The following is a 20,849-nucleotide window of genomic DNA, read 5'->3' on the forward strand; positions in this document are numbered from 1 at the left end:
GAACCCCCTCGCTCCCATGACGAATCAAGCCTTCATCTGCGACGCCCAGCGCACCCCCATCGGCCGCTACGGCGGCGCCCTCAGCAGCGTGCGCACCGACGACCTGGGTGCCTTGCCGCTCAAGGCCCTGATGGTCCGCCACCCGAACCTGGACTGGGCGGCTGTGACCGACGTGATCTACGGCTGCGCCAACCAGGCCGGTGAGGACAACCGCAACGTGGCCCACATGGCCAGCCTGCTGGCCGGCCTGCCGCTGGCGCTGCCCGGCAGCACCATCAACCGCCTGTGCGGCTCGGGCATGGACGCGGTGGGCACGGCCGCCCGCGCCATCAAGGCCGGTGAAGCGGGCTTGATGATTGCCGGCGGCGTGGAGAGCATGAGCCGCGCGCCCTTCGTCATGCCCAAGGCCACCAGTGCTTTCAGCCGCGACAACGCGGTGTACGACACCACCATCGGCTGGCGTTTTGTGAACAAGCTGATGAAGGAGCGCTACGGCGTGGATTCCATGCCCGAGACCGCCGAGAACGTGGCCACGGACTACCGCATCAGCCGCGAAGACCAGGACTGCTTCGCCCTGGCCAGCCAGAAGAAGACCGTCGCCGCTCAAGCCGCCGGCTTCTTTGACGCCGAAATCTGCCCCGTCACCTTGCCGCAGAAAAAGGGCGACCCCGTGGTGGTGGCCCGGGACGAGCATCCGCGCGACACCAGCCTGGACGCCCTGGCCAAGCTCAAGGGCGTGGTGCGCCCTGACGGCAGCGTGACGGCCGGTAATGCCAGCGGCGTGAACGATGGCGCTGTGGCCCTGCTGCTGGCCAGTGAGGCCGCTGCCAGCCGCCACGGCCTGACGCCGCGTGCCCGCGTGGTCGGCATGGCCACGGCCGGCGTGCCGCCGCGCATCATGGGCATGGGGCCGGCGCCGGCCACGCGCAAGGTGCTCGAACTCACGGGCCTCTCTCTGGCGCAGATGGACGTGATCGAGCTGAACGAAGCCTTTGCCGCCCAAGGCCTGGCCGTGCTGCGCGACCTGGGCCTGCAGGACGACGACCCGCGCGTGAACCCCAACGGCGGGGCCATCGCCCTGGGCCACCCGCTGGGGGCCAGCGGCGCGCGCCTGGTGATGACGGCGGTGAACCAGCTGCAACGGACCGGTGGCCGTTACGCCCTGTGCACCATGTGCATTGGGGTGGGGCAGGGCATCGCGCTGATCGTCGAGCGTGTCTGAGGCTGGCGCCACACGTCCCGCGCCGGTTCCGGGATGCGGTCTGCCCACTTGGGACTGTGCAGATTTGCAGCGTCTTTGTTTGCAGATGTGAAGTCAGTGCTTTCCTGAGTGGGGAAGTACCGAATCCCCGGAACGGTGCATGACCCTGAAACTGTCGTTGCGTTGACAACACATCAGGTCCGGGGCGATGCCACCGGACAGGGAGACTGCAGATGAATGGCACGAGACGTCGTTGGATCCGCGCCGGGCTGGGCGTGGGTGTGGGCCTGGCGCTGGGGGGGGCTGGGCCGGCCCGGGCCGCCGATCTGGTGGTGGCGCAGGTGGCCCCTTTCAGTGGGCCGCTGGCCGTCAATGGCGAGGCCAACTACCTGGGTGCCAAGGCCTACTTTGACCAGGTCAACGCCCAGGGCGGCGTGCAGGGCAACCGCATCCGCTTCGTGCGGGAGGACGACCAGTACCAGCCCGCCGAGACGGTGCGCCTGGTGCGGCTGGTGGCCGAGCGGGACCGGCCGGTGGCCTTCGTCAACCTGCTGGGTTCGGCCAACGTCGCGGCCCTGCTGCAGGACCGGACGCTGGACCGCGTGGGCATTCCGGCCGTGGGCGTCACGCCCGGCAGCGAGAGCCTGCGCACCCCGGGCAGTCCGCTGATGTTCCACCTGCAGGCCGGCGATCGGCTGCAGATCGAGGCCATCCTGAAGAACCTGGCCAATGTGGGCCTGTCCCGGGTCGGCGTGGTCTACCAGGACATCCCCTTTGGCCGCAACGGCCTGAATTACATCGAGGAGCAGGCGGGCCCGCGCCAGTTGCAGGTGGTGGCCAAGGTGGCGCTGCCCCCTGGCGCCGACGACGCCCGCGACGCCGTGGCCCGGTTGCGCGGCCAGGGGGCTCAGACCTTCCTGATGATCCTGGCGCCCAACAGCGGCGCAGCCTTCGTGCGTGACCTGCGGGCCGTGGGCGACCGCACGCCGGTGTACGGGCTCAGCTATGTCTCGGCCCAGAGTGTGGTGGCCAAGGCAGGCCCGGAAGGGGCGCTGGGCGTGGCCCTGGCCCAGGTGACGCCCAACCCCAACTCGCCCACGACGGGACTGATCCGGGACTTCCAGACCGCCATGCGTGACTTTGCGCCCAAGGGCACAGAGCTCAACACCATGACGCTGGCGGGCTACCTGGCCGCCCGGGTGACGGTGGAGGGGCTGCGCCGCAGCAGCCTGCCGCTCAAGCCGGAGAACCTGGAGGCGGCGGTGCGCCGCCTGCGCCTGGACCTGGGGGGTTACACGGTGGACTTCGCCTCGGGCGACAACGTGGGTTCCCGCCAGGTGGCCCTGTCGGTCATCGACCGCAGCGGCAATCTGCGCTACTGAACGGCACCGCTCCGCCAGCAGGGCCGGCCTGTGGTGCCGGCCCTGCGGGGGCGCCGTGGTCAGCGCGGGGCCGCCACCGCAGGCGCGGAGGCGGCCTGTGCAGCCTCGGCGCAGCGGCCACGCTTCTCAAACCAGTACACCGCGTTGCCAGCCACCACGATGCTGCCACTGACCACCACGCTGGCCGCCGTGACCAGGCCGGAGGCCACCAGCAGGCTGGCGCAACCCTCGTTGCTGCAGCCGGCCATGCCCCGCAGCACCACGGGCTCCATCTCCATGCGCCGGCTCTCGATCTGGCAGGCCTGGTCATAGACCGGCACCGAGCGGGGCACGTAGACGCAACCGCTCAGGACGGTCAGCAGGCCCAGCAGGACCAGGCGGCAGGAGGCAGGCACGGTAATCATCCGTCCAGTGTGGCCGCTATGCCGGCCCCGCGGAGCGCCGCAGGGCGGGTCGGCGCCCCGCGTCCTAGGGGGCAGGGCGGCCCGGGGCCGTTCAGTGGCAAAGGTTCAGCTCGGGGGCGATGCCGCCGTCCGGGCTGTCCACGCCGATGCAGCCCAGCAGGGTGGCAAACAGGTTGTGGTGGCCGTAGGTGGCCGTATCCGGTGGCAGGTTGGCGGCACGGGCGGCGTGGGCCTGCAGCCGCGCGTAACGGCGCGCCAGTTCGGCGTCTGCCATCCACTGCGGGCTGGCCCAGAAGACCAGGGGCACACGGCGCTGCTCCGGCGGGGCGATGTGGCGCGGGGTGGCGTGAAAGTGCCGGTTCTCGTCGATGGACTCACCATGGTCGGGCACCCACACCATCAGGGCTTTGCGCCCGGCCAGGGTGCCACGCAGCTCGTGCAGCACCTGGTCGACGAAGAGCACGCTGTTGTCAAAGGCGTTCAGCAGTTCGTCCACGCGGCAGAAGTCGCCCGAGCTCTTGCATTCGGGGGTCCAGCGGGCGAAGTCGCTGGGGTAGCGCTGGCTGTACACGGCATGTGAGCCCTTGGTGTGCAGCACCACCAGATGCGGGCCTTTGCCCGCAGGGTGCCGCGCCAGGGATTGGGCCACCTCGGGCACCAGCAGCCGGTCGTCCAGGCGCTTGTCCAGGTTCTCGGGCTGGGCGGCGATCACCTCGCGCAGCTTGAAGGCGTCGGGGCGCACCTTGGTGTAGAAGCCGGCCTCGCTTTGCATGGCGAACAGCTCGATGCTGAAGCCCAGATGCTTGTAGACCGAGAAGACGTTGTCCTCGAGGATCCGGTCGGGTTGTCCCGGTTTGCCCACCTGGATGCCCTGCGGCCGCACGAACATGCAGGCCAGCGAGAGCTTGGTGGCCGTGTCACAGGACCAGCCGGCGAAGGCCGCCAGGTGCTGGGCCTGCCGCATGTGCGGGGTGGTGTCACGGGTGTGGCCCAGCAGGCCCAGGCGGTCTGAGCGGGTGGTCTCGCCGATCACCAGCACCACCACCGTGTCGTCCAGCGGGGTCGCGGGCAGGTAGCGGTGCTGTCGCGATGGATGGACCAGGCGGGCGTCGTCCCGGGCCTGCCGCACCCGGCTGCCCACCACCATGCCCGTGCCGGCAATCCAGTTGCTGGGCAGGTAGCTGTGGGCGGCCACGCCGATGAGGTTGGTCTCTGGACCGGTGACGCCGCGCAGCGCCTTGCGGGCCTGGCTCAGGGTGGACTGGCCCAGCAGCAGCAGCAGCAGGCTGGAGAGCATGACCAGCAGGGCGGCACGGCCCCAGCCGGGCAGGCGCCAGCCGCTCAGCAGTCCCGGTTGGCGGGCATGCCGCCACAGCCAGACGCTGGGCAGCACGCCCAGGCACAGCACCCACAGGGCCGTCCAGTGGTCGACGATTTCCGCCGAGAGGTCGTGGTCGGTGGTGAACACGGCGTTGAGCACGCCATGCCCGATCACCACCTTGAAGCGCACCATGTAGTAGGCGGCCACCGCCGAGGCCATGACCAGGAATACACCCACCAGGCGCAGGCCCCATCGCCCGCAGAGGTGGGCAAAGGCCAGCAGCAGGCCGGTGGTCCCCAGGGTCAGGGCCAGCTCGCCCAGCGGGCCCGCGAGCTTCCAGGCGCCGGGCGTGACCCACCACAAGGTGTGCAGGCGTTCCCACCAGGTAGGCAGGTTGAGCACCGCCCCCACCCAGAGCGTGGCCGCCAGCCAGGCTTTCCAGAAGTGCAAGGGGGGAAGGGCCAGGGCGGGGCGGATCACCCGGTGGAGGAGGCGGTGCAGCATGGGAGGGTCGGGCCTGTGCCCGCACCGGCCGCTGTGCGGCCTGCCGTGCGGGCGAAGCGCGCATTTTGTCTGCGTGTCAGGCGTTTGTGAGCCCCGGTGTCGGGCGTGCCGGAGGCACGCCATGGCGCCGCGCAGACCGGCCCCGGTCGCAGCGCCCTTCAGGCGAACACGCCGGCCGTGGCCTGCATGCGGTCAGACACTTCGCCCAGGTGGTGCAGGGTGTCGCCGAACTGCATCTCCACGGCGGTCAGGCGCTTGAAGTAGTGGCTGCCCAGGTACTCGTCGGTGATGCCGATGCCGCCATGCAGTTGCATGCACTGCTGGCCCACGAAGCGGGCGCTCTGGCCGACCTGCACCTTGGCCTGGCTGAGTGCACGGCGGCGCGCGTCGCCGGCCTCTCCCAGCTTGAGCGTGGCGTAATAGCTCATAGAGCGTGCCAGCTCCAGCTGCATCTTCACATCGGCGATGCGGTGGCGCAGCGCTTGGAAGGTGGCCAGGGTCACGCCGAACTGCTTGCGGGTGTTCAGGTAGTCCACCGTGAGGGCGGTCAGGCGGTCCATCAGGCCCACGCTTTCGGCGGCGATGGCGGCGATGCCCACGTCCTGGGCCAGGGACAGGCGATCCCAGGCCTGTTCCAGCACCAAGGTGGCGGGCGTGTTCTCCAGCTGCAGCTCGGCGGCACGGGCACCGTCTTGCAGGGGGTGGCCCCCGACGCACAGGCCGGCGGCGTCGCGCGGCACCAGAAACAAGGCGATGCCGGCCTCGTCGTCCAACGTGCCGGTCACGCGGGCGGGCACCAGGAAGGCGTCGGCCTCGTCACCTGCGGGCACCAGGCTCTTGCGGCCGCTCAAGCGCCAGACGCCGTCCGTCCCGGCCTCGGCACGGGTGCTGACCCGGTTCAGCCGGTAGCGCGCGGCCTTCTCCTGCAGGGCGGGCACCACCAGGGCGGAGCCGTCGGCCATTCGGGGCAGCCACGCCGCCTGCAGGGCCTCGGGCGCTGCGGCCAGCAGGCAGGGGCTCATCAGGGCGCCGGCGGTGTAAGGTGCATTGACCAAGCCGCGGCCCAGCTCCTCCATCACCACCATGGCCTCCACCGCACCCAGGCCCATGCCGCCGTGGGCCTCGGGGATGACCAGGGCGGTCAAGCCCAGCTCGGCCAGCTCGGTGTGCACCGCGCGGGCGGCGCCGCCGGCCTTGGCCAGGGCATGTCGGCGATCAAAGGGAAAGGCTTTGTCCACCCAGCGGGCCACCATGTCGCGCAGCGAGAGCTGGTCGTCAGAGAAATCGAAGTCCATGCTGTTCAAGCTCCTTGTGCGCGGCGTCAGCCCAACAGGGTCTGGGCCACGATGTTGCGCTGCACCTCATTGCTGCCGCCGTAGATGGTGGTCTTGCGCACATTGAAGTAGTGGCTGGTCAGCGGGGCACAGTGTTCGGCGCCACCGGGGAACAGGCCACCCAGGGCCTGGTCGCCCTGCCAGCCGGCCTCCATGGCCTCGAACAGGAAGGCCTGGGTGCAGGGGCCGCCGGCCAGCATCATCAGCTCGGTGTAGCGCTGCTGGATCTCGCTGCCGCGGATCTTGAGCAGGCCGGCCACGTCCAGGCTCTGCTTGCCGCTCTTCTCTGCCGAGAGCACGCGCAGCACCATCATCTCCAGCGCCACGATGTCCACCTCCAGCAGCGCGATCTGGTCGCGCAAGCGGACGTCGTCGTACACGCCCTCGGCCTGGGCGATGCGCTTGAGGCGCTCCAGCTCGCGCTTGGCGCGGTTGACGTCGGCGATGTTGGTCCGCTCATGCGCCAGCAGGTACTTGGCGTAGGTCCAGCCCTTGTTCTCCTCGCCAATCAGGTTCTCGGCGGGGACCCGCACGTTGTCAAAGAAGACCTCGTTGACCTCATGCTCGCCGTCGAGCAGCAGGATGGGGCGCACGGTCACGCCCGGGCTCTTCATGTCGATCAGCAGGAAGCTGATGCCGGCCTGCGGTTTGCATTGGGTGTCGGTGCGCACCAGGCAGAAGATCCAGTCGCCATACTGGCCCAGGGTGGTCCAGGTCTTTTGGCCGTTGACGACATAGTGGTCGCCCACCCGCTCCGCCCGGGTCTTCACCGAGGCCAGGTCCGAGCCCGAGCCCGGTTCGCTGTAGCCCTGGCTCCACCACACATCACCGCTGGCGATGCCGGGCAAAAAGCGCCGGTGCTGCTCGGGCGTGCCAAAGGCCATGATCACTGGCGCCACCATCACCGGCCCGAAGGGCACGATGCGCGGCGCGTCGGCCAGGGCGCATTCCTCTTCAAACAGGTGCTTTTGCACCGCGCTCCAGCCCGGGCCGCCAAACGCACGGGGCCAGGCGTAGCCCAGCCAGCCTTTTGCACCCAGGAGGCGCGCCCATCGCTGGTGGTCATCTTTGTGCAGGCGTTGTGCCTGGCGCACCTTCTGGCGGATGTCGGCGGGCAGGTGGGTGGCCACCCAGTCGCGCACTTCGGCGCGGAAGGCCAGTTCCTCGGGGGTGAAATTCAGGTCCATCCAGTTCTCCTCACGCTGTCGGGGGTTGTAGCCCCGGGTCTGTCCCAGCGATGTCCAGCCCGTGACATGGACCGGGCAGGGCTTTCCCTGAAAGTCCTCAAAGCCGGCCGCGCGCCGCCGAAATCCCGCAGAGGCCAGGCGGGCTGGGCGTGCGCCGGCCGACCTGCGTCCTCACCTGCCAACGCCTCAGCTGGAGTGGTCCGTCATGCCGATGTCCGACAAGTTCTTTGCCAATGCCGCCGCGCTGCCTTCCATGCCGGAGGTGGCCTCCCGTCTACTCAAGTCCTTCGAGCGGGAGGACATGGGCATGCAGGAACTGGCCGACCTCATCGGCCGGGACCAAGGCCTGTCGGCCAAGTTGCTGCGCCTGGCCAACTCGGCGCGTTACAGCCCGCGCCACACCATCAGCAGCCTGAAGGATGCGGCCAGCACCATCGGCCTGAACAGCCTGCGCGACCTGGCGCTGGCGGCCTGCGTGGCCGGAGCCTTCCCCAAGCTGCAAAACTTCGACCGCATGCGCTTCTGGCGCAAGTGCCTGGCCACCGCTGGCCATGCCCGTGTGCTGGCCCAGGCCAGCGACCTGGACCCCGATGCCGCCTACCTGGCTGGCCTGGTGATGCGCACGGGCGAGCTGCTGATGCTGATGCACGAACCGGAGGCGGTGGCCCGTGCCGAGGAGCTGGCCCACCTGCCCGACAGTTTGCTGGACCACGAGATGGCGGTGCTGCAATGCAACCATCTGGAGGTGACGGCCGAGCTGGCCCGCCGCTGGAAGTTCCCGGACGAGCTGGTGCGCGCGCTGGCGGCCGCGGTGGACCCCATGGCGTGCCGCCCTTTCTGCCCGCTGGGCGGCGTGCTGCGCCTGGCCAGCGTGCTGGCCGATGCCGGTGACATGGGACTGGACCCGTTGGCCACCCTGCACGAGTACCAGCCGGACCTGTTCCACCACATGCACTTCGACCTGAACGAGGAATGGCTGGCCAGCCACCTGGCCAGCTACGAGACACTGACCGCCGGGGTCGATCAGCTGTTGCACTGAAGCGCTTGGTGGCCCGGCGATACTGCCGGGCCTATGCGCGCTGCCTCCCTACTTGCCCGCCTGCGCCCGTACCGCGCCCCGCGTCCCTCCGGTGGGCCCGGACGCTGGCCACCCCTGCCGCCGGGTTTTCTGGGCACCACGGCGGCCTTGGCCGTCGGTCAGATCCTGGCGTGGGCGCCGCTCTATTACGGCTTCACCTCCTACGTGCTGCCCATGCAGGCCGAGCTGGGCTGGCCGGGCACCCGTTTGATGGGCGCCTTCACCCTGGGCCTGGCCGTGTGGGGCGCGGCGGCCTACGGCGCCGGGGCGCTGGTCGACTGGGGACATGGCCGCTGCCTGATGACCGGCGGGGCCGTACTCGCAGGGTTGGGTTTTGCGCTGTGGTCCCAGGTCAACCAGCCCTGGCACCTGCTGCTGGTCTGGGCGCTGTTGGGGGTGGCCATGGCGGCCATCCTCTACGAGCCGGCCTTTGCGGTGCTGACCCGGCGGTTTCCCACCCACTACCGGCAGGGCATCACCGCGCTCACCTTGGTGGCCGGATTTGCCAGCACTGTGGCCTTTCCGGCGGTGGCGGCGCTGCAGGCGGCCCTAGGCTGGCGCGGCTCGCTGCTGGCGCTGGCCGGCCTGCTGGTGGGGGTGGTGGCGCCGCTCAACGCCTGGGCCTTGCGCGGGGCCTCGCAGGGGGCGGCCACGCGCCAGCCGGACTTGGCAGCCGATGTCACGCTGCGCCAGGCCACCCGCACCGGGGCCTTCTGGCTGCTCGCGCTCACCTTCACCGCCTACTCCTTTGCCCAGGCCGGCTTCTGGGCCCATGTCATGCCCGCCTTTGCCGCCAAGGGTTTGAGCCAGGCCCAGGCCCTGCAGGTGCTGGTGTGGGTGGGCCCCTGCCAGGTGGCCGGGCGGCTGGTGTACGCCAGCCTGGGCCGCCACTGGCGACTCAAGACCGTGGGCGTGGTGGTGCTCAGCGGCCTGCCCGTGGCCTTTGCGCTGTTTGCCTTGGCCCATAGCCTGCCGGCCCTGGCCGCCTTCGCGTTCTTGCTGGGCGCCTCCAATGGCCTGGTGACCATCGTGCGCGGCGGTCTGGTGCCGGAGTACTTCGGCCGCACCCATGTTGGCCGCATCGGCGGCGCCATCTCGGCCATCGGCCTGCTGGCGCGTGCGGGAGCGCCCCTGAGCGTGGCGGCCCTGCTGCTGGTGCTGCCGGGCGGCTATGAGGACGTGATGCTGGTGCTGTCGGCGGTGTGCGCGATTGCCGTGGCGGCCTTCGCCGCAGCCCGCCGCCCCAGCTGGTCAGGATGAGCCCGAGGTCTGGTGGCCGCGCCGGGGAAGGCCCGGTCCACCGGGCGCCGGCGCGGTGGCGATGTCAGTGCGCCGGCGGTGCGTCTTCGTCCGGCAGCATCGCCGCCAGCGTTTCGCCGGCCAGGTCGTGCCCCACCGTGGAGGTCAGCCGGGCATAGGCCTCGTCGATCTGGGCCAGGCACTGCGCGGCATAGTCGGCCTGGCCGCCCTGCAGGCGGGCGGCGCGGTCGGCCATCTGGCGGCGGGCGTCCTGCGCGGTCTGGCGCTGACGCGCTGCGATGGCGGCCAGCGCCGTCACCTGCCAGGCAAAGCAGAACTCATAGTCGTCGGCGCCGTCGGCCACATGGGCTTCGCAGGCCGCCAGGCAGGCGGCTGCATGCCGCTGGGCCGGCGCGCCCTGGCCGGCGGTGGCGTAGCACAAGGCCAGCTGCCATTCGGCCCGCTCCACCTCGCGCCAGCCGCCCACCAGTGCCCAGTGCTCGCGGGCCATGTGGGCCGCCTTGAGCATCAGGGCCGCGGACTCGTCGTCGCCCGGCTCGCGGCTTTGCTGCAGGTCGGCCGAGACGTTGTGGGCCAGGGCCGCCAGGGCCCGCCGGGCCTGCAGGTCGCCGGGCGCAGCCTGCGCGGCAGCGCAGGCCGTGTCGAGCAGGGCCGTGGCGGTGTCCCAGCGCTCACGGCGCGCCCAGGCCAGCACAGCGTTGTAACAGGCGCGCACCTGGTCCACCGCCTCCAGCACTGTGCCGTCCGGCATGGCGGGCACGCCTTGCTCGGCCAGACACAAGGCGGCGGCCTGCCGCGCCAGCGCGCTGGCCAGCAGGGGCTCGGCCAGGCGTTGTGCGGGGGCCTGGCGCCGCAAGTCATCCAGCAAGGCCTGCAGGCTGGCGGCATCGTCCTGATGGCCCAGCAGCACATGCTCGGCCGCACGCAGCCAGAGCTCCAGCTCCGCCGTGGGCGCCTGGGCCAGCAGGGCGCCGGATTCCTGGCGCAGGCGGTCGGCGACCCGGGCGGCGTCATGACCGTGCTGGGCCAGAACCTCCTGGGCCAGTCGGCCCAGGGTCGGGGAAGGGGTGCCGTGCGGGGCGGCGCTCGTGCCGGTGGAGAGGGTCATGGCGCTTGCCGGGATCAGTCGCGGAAGTTACCGAAGGACAGCGGCTGGTCGGCGAACTCCTTCTTCAAGAAGGCGATGCCCAGCTGCAGGTCGTCACGGTTCTTGCCGGTCACGCGCACTTCATTGCCCTGGATGCTGGCCTGCACCTTGAGCTTGCTGTTTTTGATGGCACCGGTGATCTTCTTGGCCAGCTCGGCCTCAATGCCGTCCTTGATCTTGTCGGTGCGGCGCAGCTTGTCGCCGCCGAGCTTCTCCAGCTTCTCGCCCTTGACCAGGAAGTTCAGGGTCACGCCCTGCTTGGTGAGTTTGCCCACCAGCACTTCATGGACCTGGTCGATCTGGAAATCGCTGTCGCCGGTGAGCTGGATCTCCTTTTCCTTTTCCTTGAGCTCGACGGCGGCGCTGGTGCCCTTGAAGTCGAAGCGGGTGCCGATCTCCTTGGCGGCGTTGGCCACGCCGTTCTTGATCTTGACCATGTCGGGTTCGAGGGAGACGTCGAAGCTGGGCATCGTGGGGCTTTCGGTGTGTGGTGTCGTCTGCAAAGCATGCGGCCGGCGCGCTTGATGCGGCGGCCGGCCGGTGCATGGCGTCAAATAGCCGAAAATTCTCGCATGCAGATCGAAACGGGCGTGAGCCTGAAACCCTTCAACACTTTCGGCCTGCCGGCGGTGGCCGGGCGCCTGGTGCGCATTGCCGCCGAGGCCGACGTGCGCCGCGTGCTCGACCATCCCGAGCTGGGCCTGGCCCCGAAATTCGTCCTGGGGGGCGGCAGCAACGTCATCCTCACCCGTGACATGCCCGAGCTGGTGCTCAAGGTAGAGGTCATGGGCCGGCGCCTGGTCGAGACCCGGCCGGACGCCTACATCGTGGAGGTGGGGGCCGGCGAGCGCTGGCACGACACCGTGGCCTGGACCCTGGCGCAGGGCTGGCCCGGCCTGGAGAACATGGCCCTGATCCCCGGCACCGTGGGGGCCGCCCCGGTGCAGAACATCGGCGCCTACGGCCTGGAGCTGCAAGACCGCTTCGAGTCGCTGGACACGGTGGACCTGACCACGGGCCGCACCGTCACGCTCAATGCCTTGCAGTGCAAGTTCGGCTACCGCGATTCCATCTTCAAGGGCGGGCTGGCGGGCAAGAGTGTCATCACCCGGGTACGGCTGCGCCTGCCGCGGCCGTGGCAGCCCCAACTGGGCTACTTGGACATTGAGCGCAAGATGACCGAGACCGGCATCACCGCGCCCGACGCCCGGACGGTGTTCCAGTGGATCTGCGACATCCGCAGCGCCAAGTTGCCGGATCCGGCCGTCATCGGCAATGTGGGCAGCTTCTTCAAGAACCCGGTGGTCACCCCCGAGCAGTGCCGCGACATCATCGCCCGTGACCCGCATGTGGTGCATTACCCGATGGACGACGGCAGCTTCAAGTTGGCAGCGGGCTGGCTGATCGACGCCTGCGGCTGGAAGGGCAAGTCCATCGGCCAGGCCGGGGTGTTCGAGAAGCAGGCCCTGGTGTTGGTGAACCGCGGGGCCGCCATCGGCTCGGAGGTGCAGACGCTGGCTCGGGCCATTCAGGAGAGCGTCTACGGCCGCTTCGGCATCCGGCTGGAGATGGAGCCGGTGCTGGTTTGAGGCGGCGGCTTCAGTCGTCTCGGCGCCTGGACAGGGCTGCCCCCCGCGGCACCACCGGTGTCAGCCCCAGCAACAGGGCGGCGGCGTGCTGCAGCACCCGGGCGTCGTTGGACGCCCGGTGACGCATCGGACCCAGGGCCACGCGGGCCTGGGCCACGGCGTCGTCCCAGCCGGCGGCCTGTTCGGGGGTGAACAGGGCGTGCAGGTGATGCAGGCGGAAGGCGGGCAGCAAGCCCGCCTCGTCAAACAGCCGGGCCAGCCAGGGGTAGTCGTGGGCCCAGGCATCGGTGTGGACCGCACGGCCGCGCAGGTGATGGTTCAACGCCAAGGCCACCTCTCGCGCAGGACGTCCGTGGCGCGAGAGCAGCGGCCGGCTCAGGCCGTGCAGGCGCTCGGCCTGCTCGTCCCAGTGTGTCCAGTCGGGGGCTGGCCGCACCAGGCTGCACCAAGCCTGGCCATCCTCCAGCACCACGCCCACTTCTATGGGGTAGCTGCCCCGGCCAAAGCCCGAGGCCTCCACGTCGATCACGCAGGGCAGCGGTGGCGGGGTCAGGGCCGTGCAGGCAGGTGTTGGCGTGGCGGAGGCGGCAACCGTGTCCGGGGCGGCGGGGGTCTGCGGGGCGGGGCTGGGCGGGGTGGGCACAGGCAGTCTTGTTCAGGGGTGCGGTGACCCGAGTGTCGCGCACTGGACAAGTCACCCGGGCTAGTCCGGTATCGAAGGGGGCCGGCCGCCCCTAGGCTCGGGTGCATCGTGGCGTTCCCGTCCTGGCGGGCGCCCGGACCGCGAGCCGTCCTTCGACCGGAGACCTCCCCATGAGCCTGCGCCCCGACGCCCCCCATCTGCGCCATTGGCCGCAGCGTCTGCCCCGTTCGCTGGCCCTGCCCGAGACGACCCTCTGGCAGAACCTGGAGGTCACCGCGTCGCGGTATCCGGGCAAGGCGGCCACCCTGTTCATGGGCCGGACCCTGTCTTATGCCGAGCTGCGGGCCTCGGCCGAACGTCTGGCCGGCTGGATGCAGGCCCAGGGCGTGGGCCGCGGTGATCGGGTGGCGCTCTTCCTGCAAAACAGCCCGCAGTTCCTGATCGCCTTCTATGCCGCCATGCGTTGCGACGCGGTGGTGGTGCCCGTCAACCCGATGAACCGGGTCGAGGAGTTCGGTCACTACATCACCGATCCCGAAACCCGCCTGGTGGTGTGCGGTGCCGACGGGGCGGCGGTGGTGGTCCAGGCCAATGCCGCCTTGCCACCAGCACAGCGTCTGCGGGCGGTGCTGGTGGCGCGCTACGCCGACCTGCTGCCGGCGCAGCCGGAGCCCGATCTGGACTTGCCGCCGGCCTTGCAAGCCTGGCTGTACGCCGACCCTGCGCTGCCTGCCGAGTGTGCGGGAACGCCTGTGGTGCGCTGGCAGGAGGCCATGAGCCAGGCCCAGGTGCCGGATGCCCCCAGCCGAGCGCAGCCCGATGACCTGGCCTTGCTGCCCTACACCTCGGGCACCACCGGCTTGCCCAAGGGCTGCATGCACACCCACCGCAGCCTCATGCCCAATGTGGTGGGCGGTGCCCTCTGGAGCCATGGAGGCGCCGAGACGGTCAGCCTGGCGGTGGTGCCCATGTTCCACATCACCGGCATGCTCTACGGCGTGCTGGGTCCGGTCTGGACGGGGGCCACCCAGGTCATCCTGCCGCGATGGGACCGCGAGCTGGCCGGCCGTCTGATCAGCCGCCACGGGGTGACGCACTGGACCTGCATTCCCACCATGCTGATCGATCTGCTGGCCAGCCCGCGGCTGGACGTCTGTGACCTGAGCAGCCTGCGCTATCTCAGCGGTGGCGGTGCGGCCATGCCCCAGGCGGTGGCCGAGCGGCTGCGCGAGCGCTTCGGCCTGACTTTTGCCGAGGGCTATGGCCTGACCGAGACCGCGGCCCCCAGCCATGCCAACCCGCCTGAGCGGGCCAAGCTGCAGTGCCTGGGCATGCCGCTGTTCGATGTGGACAGCCGGGTGGTCGACCCCGACACCCTGCAGGAGATGCCGTTGGGTGAGGTCGGCGAGATCGTTACCGAGGGGCCCATGGTCTTCCAGGGCTATTGGCGGCATCCCGAGGCCACGCAGGCCGCGTTTGTCCACATCGATGGCAAGCGCTTCTTCCGCACTGGCGACCTGGGGCGCATGGATGAGGAGGGCTACTTCTTCCTCACCGACCGCCTCAAGCGCATGATCAATGCCAGCGGCTTCAAGGTCTGGCCCAGCGAGGTGGAACTGCTGCTGTACCGGCATCCCGCCGTGGCCGAGGCCTGCGTCATCGCCGCCCGCGATGAGTACCGCGGGGAGACCGTCAAGGCGGTGGTGGTGCTTCGCCCCGAGGCCGTGGGCCAGGTCAGCGAGGCCGAGCTGGTGAGTTGGGCCCATGGCCACATGGCCGCCTACAAGGCGCCGCGGCAGGTGCAGTTTGTCGAGGCCCTGCCCAAGAGCGGCTCGGGCAAGGTGATGTGGCGTCTGCTGCAGGATCAGGAGCGCCAGCGCGGCGCCGGCTGAGCCGGGTCCGGCCCAGGTTCAACCCTGGGTCGCCTTCCAGAGCATGTAGGCCGCCAGGCCATACAGCAGCAGGGCGAAGACCTTTTTCAGTTGGGCCACGTTCATGGCGTGGGCCGCCTTGGCGCCCAAGGGGGCGGTGCTGACGCTGGCCACGCAGATCACGGCCAGTGCCGGCAGGTAGAGATAACCCAGGGTCCCGGGCAATGCCGCAGGGAGGTTCCAGCCGCCCACCACGTAGCCTACGGTGTTGGCCAGTGCGATGGGAAAGCCCAACGCCGCGCTGGTGGCCACGGCCTGATGCATGGCTACGCCGCGCCCTGACATGAAGGGCACGCTGATGAAGCCGCCGCCCGCCCCCACAAGCCCGGAGACGAAGCCGATCAGACCCCCTGCCGCCGCCTGCCCGCCGGCGCCGGGCATCTGGCGCGACTCGCCCGCGGCCCGGCGGCGCAGCATCTGCGTGGCCGAGAAGCTGACGAACAGCCCGAAGACGGCCGCCAGCCAGTTTCCCTTGAGCGCGGCGAAGGCTCCTGCTCCGGCCAGGAGCCCGCCGATCACGATGCCCGGGGCCAGGCCCCTGACCAGGTCCCAGCGGACGACCCCACGCCGGTGGTGGGCTCGAACGCTGGACAGCGAAGTGAAGAGGATGGTGGCCATGGAGGTGGCGATGGCCATCTTGACTGCCATGGCCGGCGCCACGCCGCGCGCGCCCAGGATCATGGTCAGAAAGGGCACCATGAGCATCCCGCCCCCGATGCCCAGCAGGCCGGCCAGGAAGCCGGTGAACAGCCCCAACACCAGCAACTCGGCGACGAGCGGCAGGCTGAGCGCGAGGGTGGCCAGGAAGTCCATCAGCGGTCCAGCAGGGTCAGCACCGCGTCCCATTCGGCGGGGGAGACCGGGGTGATCGAAAGGCGGTTGCCGGGTCGCAGCACCTGCAGACTCGACAGAGTCGGGGCGGCACGCATGGCCCGCAGGCTCAACAACGGGGTCTTGCGGCGCAGGGCCACGTCACGCAGCAGCCAGCGCGGCCGCTCCGTCGTCGAGCGGGCGTCGAAGTACGGGCTGCCGGGGTCAAATTGCGTGGGGTCAGGATAGGGTTCGCTGGCCACCTCGGCCAGGCCGGCGATGCCGGGCTCAGCGCAGGAGGAATGGTAGAACAGGACGCCGTCGCCAACCCGCATCAGGTCCCGCATGAAGTTGCGGGCCTGGTAGTTGCGTACACCAGTCCAGGGTACCCTTTGCCCGGGCAGTGCCGCCAAGGTATCGATCGAGCACTCCTCGGGTTCGCTCTTCATGAGCCAGTACTGGGGCGACATGGTGTGGCGTGCAGGGCGCGGGGCTCGTCGCCGGGCGTTGAGCTTCGGCGTCGGCAGAAGGGCGCGCACGGGAGGTGGAAAGGGCGTGCGGCAAGCGCGGACGGGTCGGCGGCGCTTGACGCCTGCAGGAGGCAGGAGGAGGTGTCCGCCGCACGCCGTAGGCCGCATTCCTGAACCCAGGGGATTCAGGTGGGCGAGGTCAAACTGGCTTCGGGTTCATCTGACGCGAGACGATCACACCAGCCAGGTGATGTTCCAAGCCCGGGCTCGCGAGAGCATCGGTTCAAGGAAATATAGAACCCACGCGAGTGCGGCGGACAGCCCTATTCTAGAGGCCCGTCCCGGCCTCAGGGCAAGTGCCCGTGTGAAGAAAGGACGCTGTCGATACGGTCAATCAGGCGGTCCACTTCCTCGTCTGAGGCTGCGGCATCCGGCGCGGTGGCCACGGCTGCCGAGGCGGCTTGCTCGGCGGCACGTGCCGCCGCCAGGGCGTTCTCGTGCTGGGTCTGCACCGACTTGAAGGCGATGTTCAAGGCGGCGAGCACGGCCATGCGTTCGCGTGCCTTGACACGGCCGGCATCGCGGATGGCTGACATCTCCCGGTCCACCAACTCCACCGCGGCACGCATCTGCTCTTCGCAGCCCTCCGGACAGCCCAGCAGGTAGCCTTGGCCGAGGATGGTGCACTCCAGCTGCTTCATTCGGTGGGTCCTTGCGGTGCGGCGTCGGCCGGCAGACGGTCGAGCAGGGCGTCGACGCGGGCGCGGGCCGCGGACAGTCGTGACTTGAGGCTGTCACGCTCGGCGGTGACAGCCTCCAGCTGGGCGGCCAGCAGCGCGTGGGCGCGCTGCAACTCCTCGTGGCTCAGCACCAGACGGTCGATTCGGTCGGCGAGTTCGGGCAGACGGGTCATGACCGGCGTGAAGGTGACAGGCAAACCCTGATTCTAGAGGGCCTGGTGGCCTGGCAGGTGCCGGCCATCACCGCGCCGCGCCCGCCAGCCGCAGCTGGCGGAGTTCGCCGGCCAGGTCGATCACCGCCATCGCGTAATAGGCCGACCAGTTGTAGCGCGTGATGGCCCAGAAGTTCTGCGTGCCGGCCACATAACTGGGCCGCTCCTCACCATTGAGCAGCTGCACCAGGGCCAGGGGGCCGGCATGGGTGGTGGCTGCCTCCTCCAGTCCCGCGCCCTGGGCGCTCATGTCCGCAGCGCTGAAGCTGGGGCGGATGTCTGGGGCGAGCAGCGCGGCCAGGCGCATCGGCTCCTCCGGCGGGCTGACCCTGAAGTGGGTGGGCACGCCCCGCTGCCAGCCAAAGCTGGCCAGGTAATGCGCCACGCTGCCGATGGCGTCGGCCGGCGACTGCATCAGGTCGACATGGCCATCCCCGTCCAGGTCCACCGCCAGCGAGCGCAGGTTGCTGGGCATGAACTGCGGCAGGCCCATGGCCCCGGCGTAAGACCCGCGCAACGCCACCGGCTCCCGTTGCTCGCGCCAGCACCAGACCAGGAAGGCCTCCAGCTCACTGCGGTAGAAGGGGGTGCGGTCGGAGCGCCCCTTGGGGAAGTCGAAGGCCAGGGTGGCCAGGGCATCCAGCACCCTGAAGTCGCCCATGTGCCGGCCGTAGAAGGTTTCCACGCCAATCACGGCCACCACCACTTCAGGCGGCACGCCCCAGCGCGCCTCCGCCTCGGTCAGCCAGGAGGCGTGCTGCGCCCAGAATTGCAGTCCGGCCTGCAGCCGGCGGGGCTCGATGAATCGCTGCCGGTAGGCTGCCCAGTTCTTGGCCACGCCAGGCGGACCGGGCATGACCAGCTGGGCCACCCGTGCGGTGGGCCGGGCGCGGGCCAGCTGCTCCATCACCCAGGGCAAGGGCAGGTTCAGCTTCTCGCTGGTCAGGAGCGCCCACTCCCGGGCCTCCGGCCGCAGGTCGTAGGGCAGGGCGGAGACCGTGGGCGCTGGCAGCCCCGCAAGGGCTCGGGGCGCGGCGTTGATCCGTTTGGCGGCCGACTTGCCCGGGGCCTTGGCACCGGCCTTTGCCGTCTTCTTGGTGCTACCTTGGGCGCCACCCTTGGCGCTCTTGCTGCTCTGGGCGGTCTTCTTGGTGGCTGGTGCCTCCGTGGCGGAGGCGGTGGCGCCGGTGCCAAGACCCAGCGCCAGGGCGAGCAGCAACCGGGTCAGCAGGCAGGCCACCGCCTGGGGCCGGGGACCTCGGAAGGCGTCGGCGGGGGGAGGCGCCACAGGCGTCGTCGTGAGGGGGAAGGGGCAAACGGGCATCGTCGAGGGCCTGGTGGCGCAGCCGGATGGGGGAGCAGTCGGGAGGGGAGGGGCGCAGGTCGGCCTGGGGTCTGGCCGGGCGGGCCTGGGCTTCAGGGGGGATCGCGGCGCTGGCGGCGGGCCGCCCACAGGCTGAGGAGCAGTGCCAGGAGCAGCCACGCCGAGGCTGCCCAGGACAGACCTGCATGGAAGGGCCGGCCAGCCTGAAGGTTGGCCGCCACCAGCAAGCCGCCCGAGCCGGCGCCGATGGCCTGACCCAGGTAGATGGCCGAGGTGTTGAGGGCCAGCAGCGCCGAGGCCCGGTGTGGCGCCACCTGCGTCAGGCGTGCCTGTTGTGAAGAGTTGGTGGCAAAGCCGCTGAAGGCCCAAGGCGCCAGCACCAGCATCATGGTCACCGTGCTGCCGGCCCAGGGCCAGGCCAGCACGGCCAGCAGCATGCCGCACAGGGTGGTGGCCACCACCCGGGGTGGGCCCATGCGGTCGAGCCGGCGGCCCAGGTATAGGTTGCCCACCAGACCCAGTGCGCCGAACCAAGCGAACAGCAGGCTGATGGTGGCCGCGTCGGCCTGGAGCACCTCGCGGTAGATCGGGGCCATGTAGGTGAAGAGGCTGAACTGTCCCGCGCCCGAGAGCGCGGTCACCGCGACGATGCCCATCCACACCGGATGGGTGAGCACCTGCGCCCAGTCCCGCAGGGCCAGGCCCGGCGGGCGTACCTGGTCGGGCAGGGCGTTCCAGAGCCAGAGGGCACCGCCCAGGCTCAGGACTGCCACCAGGCCGAAGGCATAGCGCCAGCCCAGCGTTTCGCCGATGTAGCTGTGCAGCGGCATGCCCAGCACCGAGGCCAGCGACCAGCCCAGGAAGATGAAGGCGATGTCACGGCCGCGCCGGCTGGGGTCGCTGAGCCATCCCACCGCGGCGGCGGCCTGGGGCGTGAAGACGGCGGCGGCCAGCATGCAGGCGGCCCGCAGGGGCAGCAGGGCGCCAAAGTCGGGCGCCAGGGCGCTGGCGGCATGGCCCAGCGCGTACCACAGCAGGGCCAGGGTGAGCAGGCGGCGCCGGTCCACCCCACCCAGCAGGGCGGCCAGCAGCGGAGCCCCCAGGCACATGGCCAGGGCTGCGGCGGTGATCAGCTGACCCGCCAGGGCCACGCTGATGTCCAGCGAGCGGGTCAGGCTGTTGAGCGAGCCCGGCACCACCATGACCCCGCAGCCGATGGCGAAATTGCCTGTCAGCAGGGACCAGCGGCCGCCGCGCGACAGGCCGGCGGCGGAGACGCTCACCGCTTCACCTTGAGGGCTTCAGGGTTGACCAGGTGGGTCGGCTGGCCAGCCAGGTAGGCCAGCACGTTGTCGATGGCGGCATTGAAGTACAGCTCGTAGCTGTCCTGCTCCACATAGCCGATGTGGGGCGTGCAGATGGCGTTCTCCAGCCTCAGCAGGGGATGGCCCTGGAGGATGGGTTCCGACTCGAACACATCCACCGCCGCCATGCCGGGGCGGCCGCGGTTGAGGGCCGTGACCAGGGCCTGGTCCTCCAGAAGTTCCGCACGTGAGGTGTTGACGAACAGTGCGGTGGGTTTCATGCGGCCCAGGTCGGCCAGGGTGACGATGTGCCGGCTGCGGTCGCCCAGGCGCAGGTGCACCGTGAGCACGTCGCTCTGCTCGAACAGCGCCTCGCGGGAGTCGAACACCTGCCAGCCGTCGGCGAGCGCCCGTTGGCGGTTCTCGTCGCCAGCCCAGATGCGTACGTCCATGCCGAAGGCGCGGCCATAGCCTGCCACCAGCTGTCCGATCTTGCCGTAGCCCCAGACCCCCAGTACCTTGCCGCCCAGACGCATGCCCAGGCCGAAATTGGGTGGCATGGAGCCTGCCTTCAGGCCGGATTGCTGCCATGCGCCGTGCTTGAGGTTGCCGATGTACTGGGGCAGCCGGCGCATGGCCGCCATGATGAGCGCCCAGGTCAGCTCGGCCGGGGCATGGGGCGAGCCCACGCCCTCGGCCACGGCGATGCCCAGACGCGTGCAGGCGTCCACATCGATGTGGGGGCCGACCCGGCCGGTCTGGGCGATCAGGCGCAGGCGCGGCAGCTTCTCCAGCAGGCCGGCGTTGAGGCGGGTGCGCTCCCGGATGGGGATGATCACCTCTGCGTCGCGCAGTCGCACGGACAGCTGGCCCAGTCCCTTGACCGTGTTGGTGAAGACCTTGACGGGCAGGTGGGAGAGCTTGCCGGCGCAGTCCAGCTTGCGCACCGCGTCCTGATAGTCGTCGAGGATGATGATGTTCACCCTCGGGATTGTGCCCCCATGCGGG

At 70.1% G+C, this 20,849-nt stretch carries 20 protein-coding genes and 1 other RNA gene; 6 read left to right on the forward strand and 15 right to left on the reverse strand.

Features of this window, described 5'->3' with window-relative positions:
• The first annotated feature begins 16 nt into the window (after positions 1-16).
• Positions 17-1,222: a 3-oxoadipyl-CoA thiolase gene (pcaF, locus tag G3A44_RS09260; protein WP_163457236.1), complete on the forward strand. Its 1,206-nt coding sequence runs from the start codon at positions 17-19 to the stop codon at positions 1,220-1,222.
• Positions 1,223-1,434: 212 nt separating this feature from the next.
• Entirely contained in the window at positions 1,435-2,583 is a 1,149-nt protein-coding gene (locus G3A44_RS09265) for an ABC transporter substrate-binding protein (protein WP_163457237.1), read from the forward strand.
• 59 nt (positions 2,584-2,642) lie between these two features.
• Here the strand turns inward: G3A44_RS09265 and G3A44_RS09270 are convergent, their stop codons facing one another.
• From G3A44_RS09270 to G3A44_RS09285, 4 genes are all read right to left on the reverse strand, one after another.
• On the reverse strand, positions 2,643-2,987 hold the full coding sequence (locus G3A44_RS09270) for a hypothetical protein (RefSeq protein WP_163457238.1): 345 nt from the start codon (positions 2,985-2,987) through the stop codon (positions 2,643-2,645).
• 91 nt (positions 2,988-3,078) lie between these two features.
• Positions 3,079-4,812, reverse strand: coding sequence for a kdo(2)-lipid A phosphoethanolamine 7''-transferase (eptB, locus tag G3A44_RS09275; protein ID WP_163457239.1), 1,734 nt, complete (start codon positions 4,810-4,812; stop codon positions 3,079-3,081).
• Between the two features lie 158 nt (positions 4,813-4,970).
• A complete protein-coding gene (locus tag G3A44_RS09280) occupies positions 4,971-6,107 on the reverse strand; it encodes an acyl-CoA dehydrogenase family protein (protein ID WP_163457240.1) in 1,137 nt (378 codons plus the stop codon).
• A gap of 26 nt (positions 6,108-6,133) precedes the next feature.
• The gene (locus G3A44_RS09285) at positions 6,134-7,333 is read right to left on the reverse strand and encodes an acyl-CoA dehydrogenase family protein (RefSeq protein WP_163457241.1); all 1,200 of its coding nucleotides are present in this window, start codon (positions 7,331-7,333) and stop codon (positions 6,134-6,136) included.
• A gap of 205 nt (positions 7,334-7,538) precedes the next feature.
• Here G3A44_RS09285 and G3A44_RS09290 point away from each other — a divergent pair, with 205 nt between their 5' ends.
• The gene (locus tag G3A44_RS09290) at positions 7,539-8,372 is read left to right on the forward strand and encodes an HDOD domain-containing protein (RefSeq protein WP_163457242.1); all 834 of its coding nucleotides are present in this window, start codon (positions 7,539-7,541) and stop codon (positions 8,370-8,372) included.
• 33 nt (positions 8,373-8,405) lie between these two features.
• Positions 8,406-9,671: an MFS transporter gene (locus G3A44_RS09295; protein ID WP_163457243.1), complete on the forward strand. Its 1,266-nt coding sequence runs from the start codon at positions 8,406-8,408 to the stop codon at positions 9,669-9,671.
• A gap of 64 nt (positions 9,672-9,735) precedes the next feature.
• On the opposite strand, the gene G3A44_RS09300 is transcribed toward G3A44_RS09295, so the two are convergent.
• Together G3A44_RS09300 and G3A44_RS09305 are read right to left on the reverse strand one after the other, a co-directional pair.
• On the reverse strand, positions 9,736-10,779 hold the full coding sequence (locus G3A44_RS09300) for a hypothetical protein (RefSeq protein WP_163457244.1): 1,044 nt from the start codon (positions 10,777-10,779) through the stop codon (positions 9,736-9,738).
• A 14-nt stretch (positions 10,780-10,793) separates the two neighbouring features.
• Positions 10,794-11,288: a YajQ family cyclic di-GMP-binding protein gene (locus G3A44_RS09305; RefSeq protein WP_163457245.1), complete on the reverse strand. Its 495-nt coding sequence runs from the start codon at positions 11,286-11,288 to the stop codon at positions 10,794-10,796.
• Between the two features lie 102 nt (positions 11,289-11,390).
• Here G3A44_RS09305 and murB point away from each other — a divergent pair, with 102 nt between their 5' ends.
• A complete protein-coding gene (murB, locus tag G3A44_RS09310; RefSeq protein ID WP_163457246.1) occupies positions 11,391-12,407 on the forward strand; it encodes a UDP-N-acetylmuramate dehydrogenase in 1,017 nt (338 codons plus the stop codon).
• Positions 12,408-12,417: 10 nt separating this feature from the next.
• Here the strand turns inward: murB and G3A44_RS09315 are convergent, their stop codons facing one another.
• A complete protein-coding gene (locus G3A44_RS09315; RefSeq protein ID WP_203561351.1) occupies positions 12,418-13,050 on the reverse strand; it encodes a 3'-5' exonuclease in 633 nt (210 codons plus the stop codon).
• Positions 13,051-13,220: 170 nt separating this feature from the next.
• On the opposite strand from G3A44_RS09315, the gene G3A44_RS09320 reads away from it, so the two are divergent.
• The gene (locus G3A44_RS09320; protein WP_163457247.1) at positions 13,221-14,942 is read left to right on the forward strand and encodes a long-chain fatty acid--CoA ligase; all 1,722 of its coding nucleotides are present in this window, start codon (positions 13,221-13,223) and stop codon (positions 14,940-14,942) included.
• 18 nt (positions 14,943-14,960) lie between these two features.
• Here the strand turns inward: G3A44_RS09320 and G3A44_RS09325 are convergent, their stop codons facing one another.
• From G3A44_RS09325 to G3A44_RS09360, 8 genes are all read right to left on the reverse strand, one after another.
• Entirely contained in the window at positions 14,961-15,794 is an 834-nt protein-coding gene (locus tag G3A44_RS09325; protein WP_163457248.1) for a sulfite exporter TauE/SafE family protein, read from the reverse strand.
• Positions 15,794-16,261, reverse strand: coding sequence for an EVE domain-containing protein (locus G3A44_RS09330; RefSeq protein ID WP_163457249.1), 468 nt, complete (start codon positions 16,259-16,261; stop codon positions 15,794-15,796). Before G3A44_RS09330 ends, G3A44_RS09325 begins: the two co-directional genes overlap by 1 nt.
• Before the next feature lie 138 nt (positions 16,262-16,399).
• Positions 16,400-16,584, reverse strand: a non-coding RNA gene (gene ssrS, locus G3A44_RS09335) — 6S RNA.
• A 24-nt stretch (positions 16,585-16,608) separates the two neighbouring features.
• Complete coding sequence (locus tag G3A44_RS09340) at positions 16,609-16,962, reverse strand: cell division protein ZapA (RefSeq protein WP_163457250.1); 354 nt, start codon at positions 16,960-16,962, stop codon at positions 16,609-16,611.
• Positions 16,959-17,174: a DUF904 domain-containing protein gene (locus tag G3A44_RS09345; protein WP_163457346.1), complete on the reverse strand. Its 216-nt coding sequence runs from the start codon at positions 17,172-17,174 to the stop codon at positions 16,959-16,961. The genes G3A44_RS09340 and G3A44_RS09345 overlap by 4 nt, the downstream gene beginning before the upstream one ends.
• Before the next feature lie 67 nt (positions 17,175-17,241).
• Positions 17,242-18,501 carry a lytic murein transglycosylase B gene (gene mltB, locus G3A44_RS09350; protein ID WP_310734350.1) on the reverse strand — a complete coding sequence of 420 codons (1,260 nt, stop codon included), beginning with the start codon at positions 18,499-18,501 and terminating at the stop codon, positions 17,242-17,244.
• Between the two features lie 128 nt (positions 18,502-18,629).
• Entirely contained in the window at positions 18,630-19,820 is a 1,191-nt protein-coding gene (locus G3A44_RS09355) for an MFS transporter (RefSeq protein WP_163457252.1), read from the reverse strand.
• Complete coding sequence (locus G3A44_RS09360) at positions 19,817-20,824, reverse strand: D-2-hydroxyacid dehydrogenase family protein (RefSeq protein ID WP_163457253.1); 1,008 nt, start codon at positions 20,822-20,824, stop codon at positions 19,817-19,819. Before G3A44_RS09360 ends, G3A44_RS09355 begins: the two co-directional genes overlap by 4 nt.
• Positions 20,825-20,849: the final 25 nt, after the last annotated feature.

This window comes from Ideonella livida (assembly GCF_010499455.1).
In the GTDB taxonomy this organism is placed as follows: domain Bacteria; phylum Pseudomonadota; class Gammaproteobacteria; order Burkholderiales; family Burkholderiaceae_C; genus Ideonella; species Ideonella livida.

What these genes read in the sequence shown, in the direction of transcription:
- pcaF (WP_163457236.1), top strand. Translation starts at nt 17, where the DNA reads ATGACGAATCAAGCCTTCATCTGCGACGCCCAGCGCACCCCCATCGGC.
- G3A44_RS09265 (WP_163457237.1), top strand. Translation starts at nt 1,435, where the DNA reads ATGAATGGCACGAGACGTCGTTGGATCCGCGCCGGGCTGGGCGTGGGT.
- G3A44_RS09270 (WP_163457238.1), bottom strand. Translation starts at nt 2,987, where the DNA reads ATGATTACCGTGCCTGCCTCCTGCCGCCTGGTCCTGCTGGGCCTGCTG.
- eptB (WP_163457239.1), bottom strand. Translation starts at nt 4,812, where the DNA reads ATGCTGCACCGCCTCCTCCACCGGGTGATCCGCCCCGCCCTGGCCCTT.
- G3A44_RS09280 (WP_163457240.1), bottom strand. Translation starts at nt 6,107, where the DNA reads ATGGACTTCGATTTCTCTGACGACCAGCTCTCGCTGCGCGACATGGTG.
- G3A44_RS09285 (WP_163457241.1), bottom strand. Translation starts at nt 7,333, where the DNA reads ATGGACCTGAATTTCACCCCCGAGGAACTGGCCTTCCGCGCCGAAGTG.
- G3A44_RS09290 (WP_163457242.1), top strand. Translation starts at nt 7,539, where the DNA reads ATGCCGATGTCCGACAAGTTCTTTGCCAATGCCGCCGCGCTGCCTTCC.
- G3A44_RS09295 (WP_163457243.1), top strand. Translation starts at nt 8,406, where the DNA reads ATGCGCGCTGCCTCCCTACTTGCCCGCCTGCGCCCGTACCGCGCCCCG.
- G3A44_RS09300 (WP_163457244.1), bottom strand. Translation starts at nt 10,779, where the DNA reads ATGACCCTCTCCACCGGCACGAGCGCCGCCCCGCACGGCACCCCTTCC.
- G3A44_RS09305 (WP_163457245.1), bottom strand. Translation starts at nt 11,288, where the DNA reads ATGCCCAGCTTCGACGTCTCCCTCGAACCCGACATGGTCAAGATCAAG.
- murB (WP_163457246.1), top strand. Translation starts at nt 11,391, where the DNA reads ATGCAGATCGAAACGGGCGTGAGCCTGAAACCCTTCAACACTTTCGGC.
- G3A44_RS09320 (WP_163457247.1), top strand. Translation starts at nt 13,221, where the DNA reads ATGAGCCTGCGCCCCGACGCCCCCCATCTGCGCCATTGGCCGCAGCGT.
- G3A44_RS09325 (WP_163457248.1), bottom strand. Translation starts at nt 15,794, where the DNA reads ATGGACTTCCTGGCCACCCTCGCGCTCAGCCTGCCGCTCGTCGCCGAG.
- G3A44_RS09330 (WP_163457249.1), bottom strand. Translation starts at nt 16,261, where the DNA reads ATGTCGCCCCAGTACTGGCTCATGAAGAGCGAACCCGAGGAGTGCTCG.
- G3A44_RS09340 (WP_163457250.1), bottom strand. Translation starts at nt 16,962, where the DNA reads ATGAAGCAGCTGGAGTGCACCATCCTCGGCCAAGGCTACCTGCTGGGC.
- G3A44_RS09345 (WP_163457346.1), bottom strand. Translation starts at nt 17,174, where the DNA reads ATGACCCGTCTGCCCGAACTCGCCGACCGAATCGACCGTCTGGTGCTG.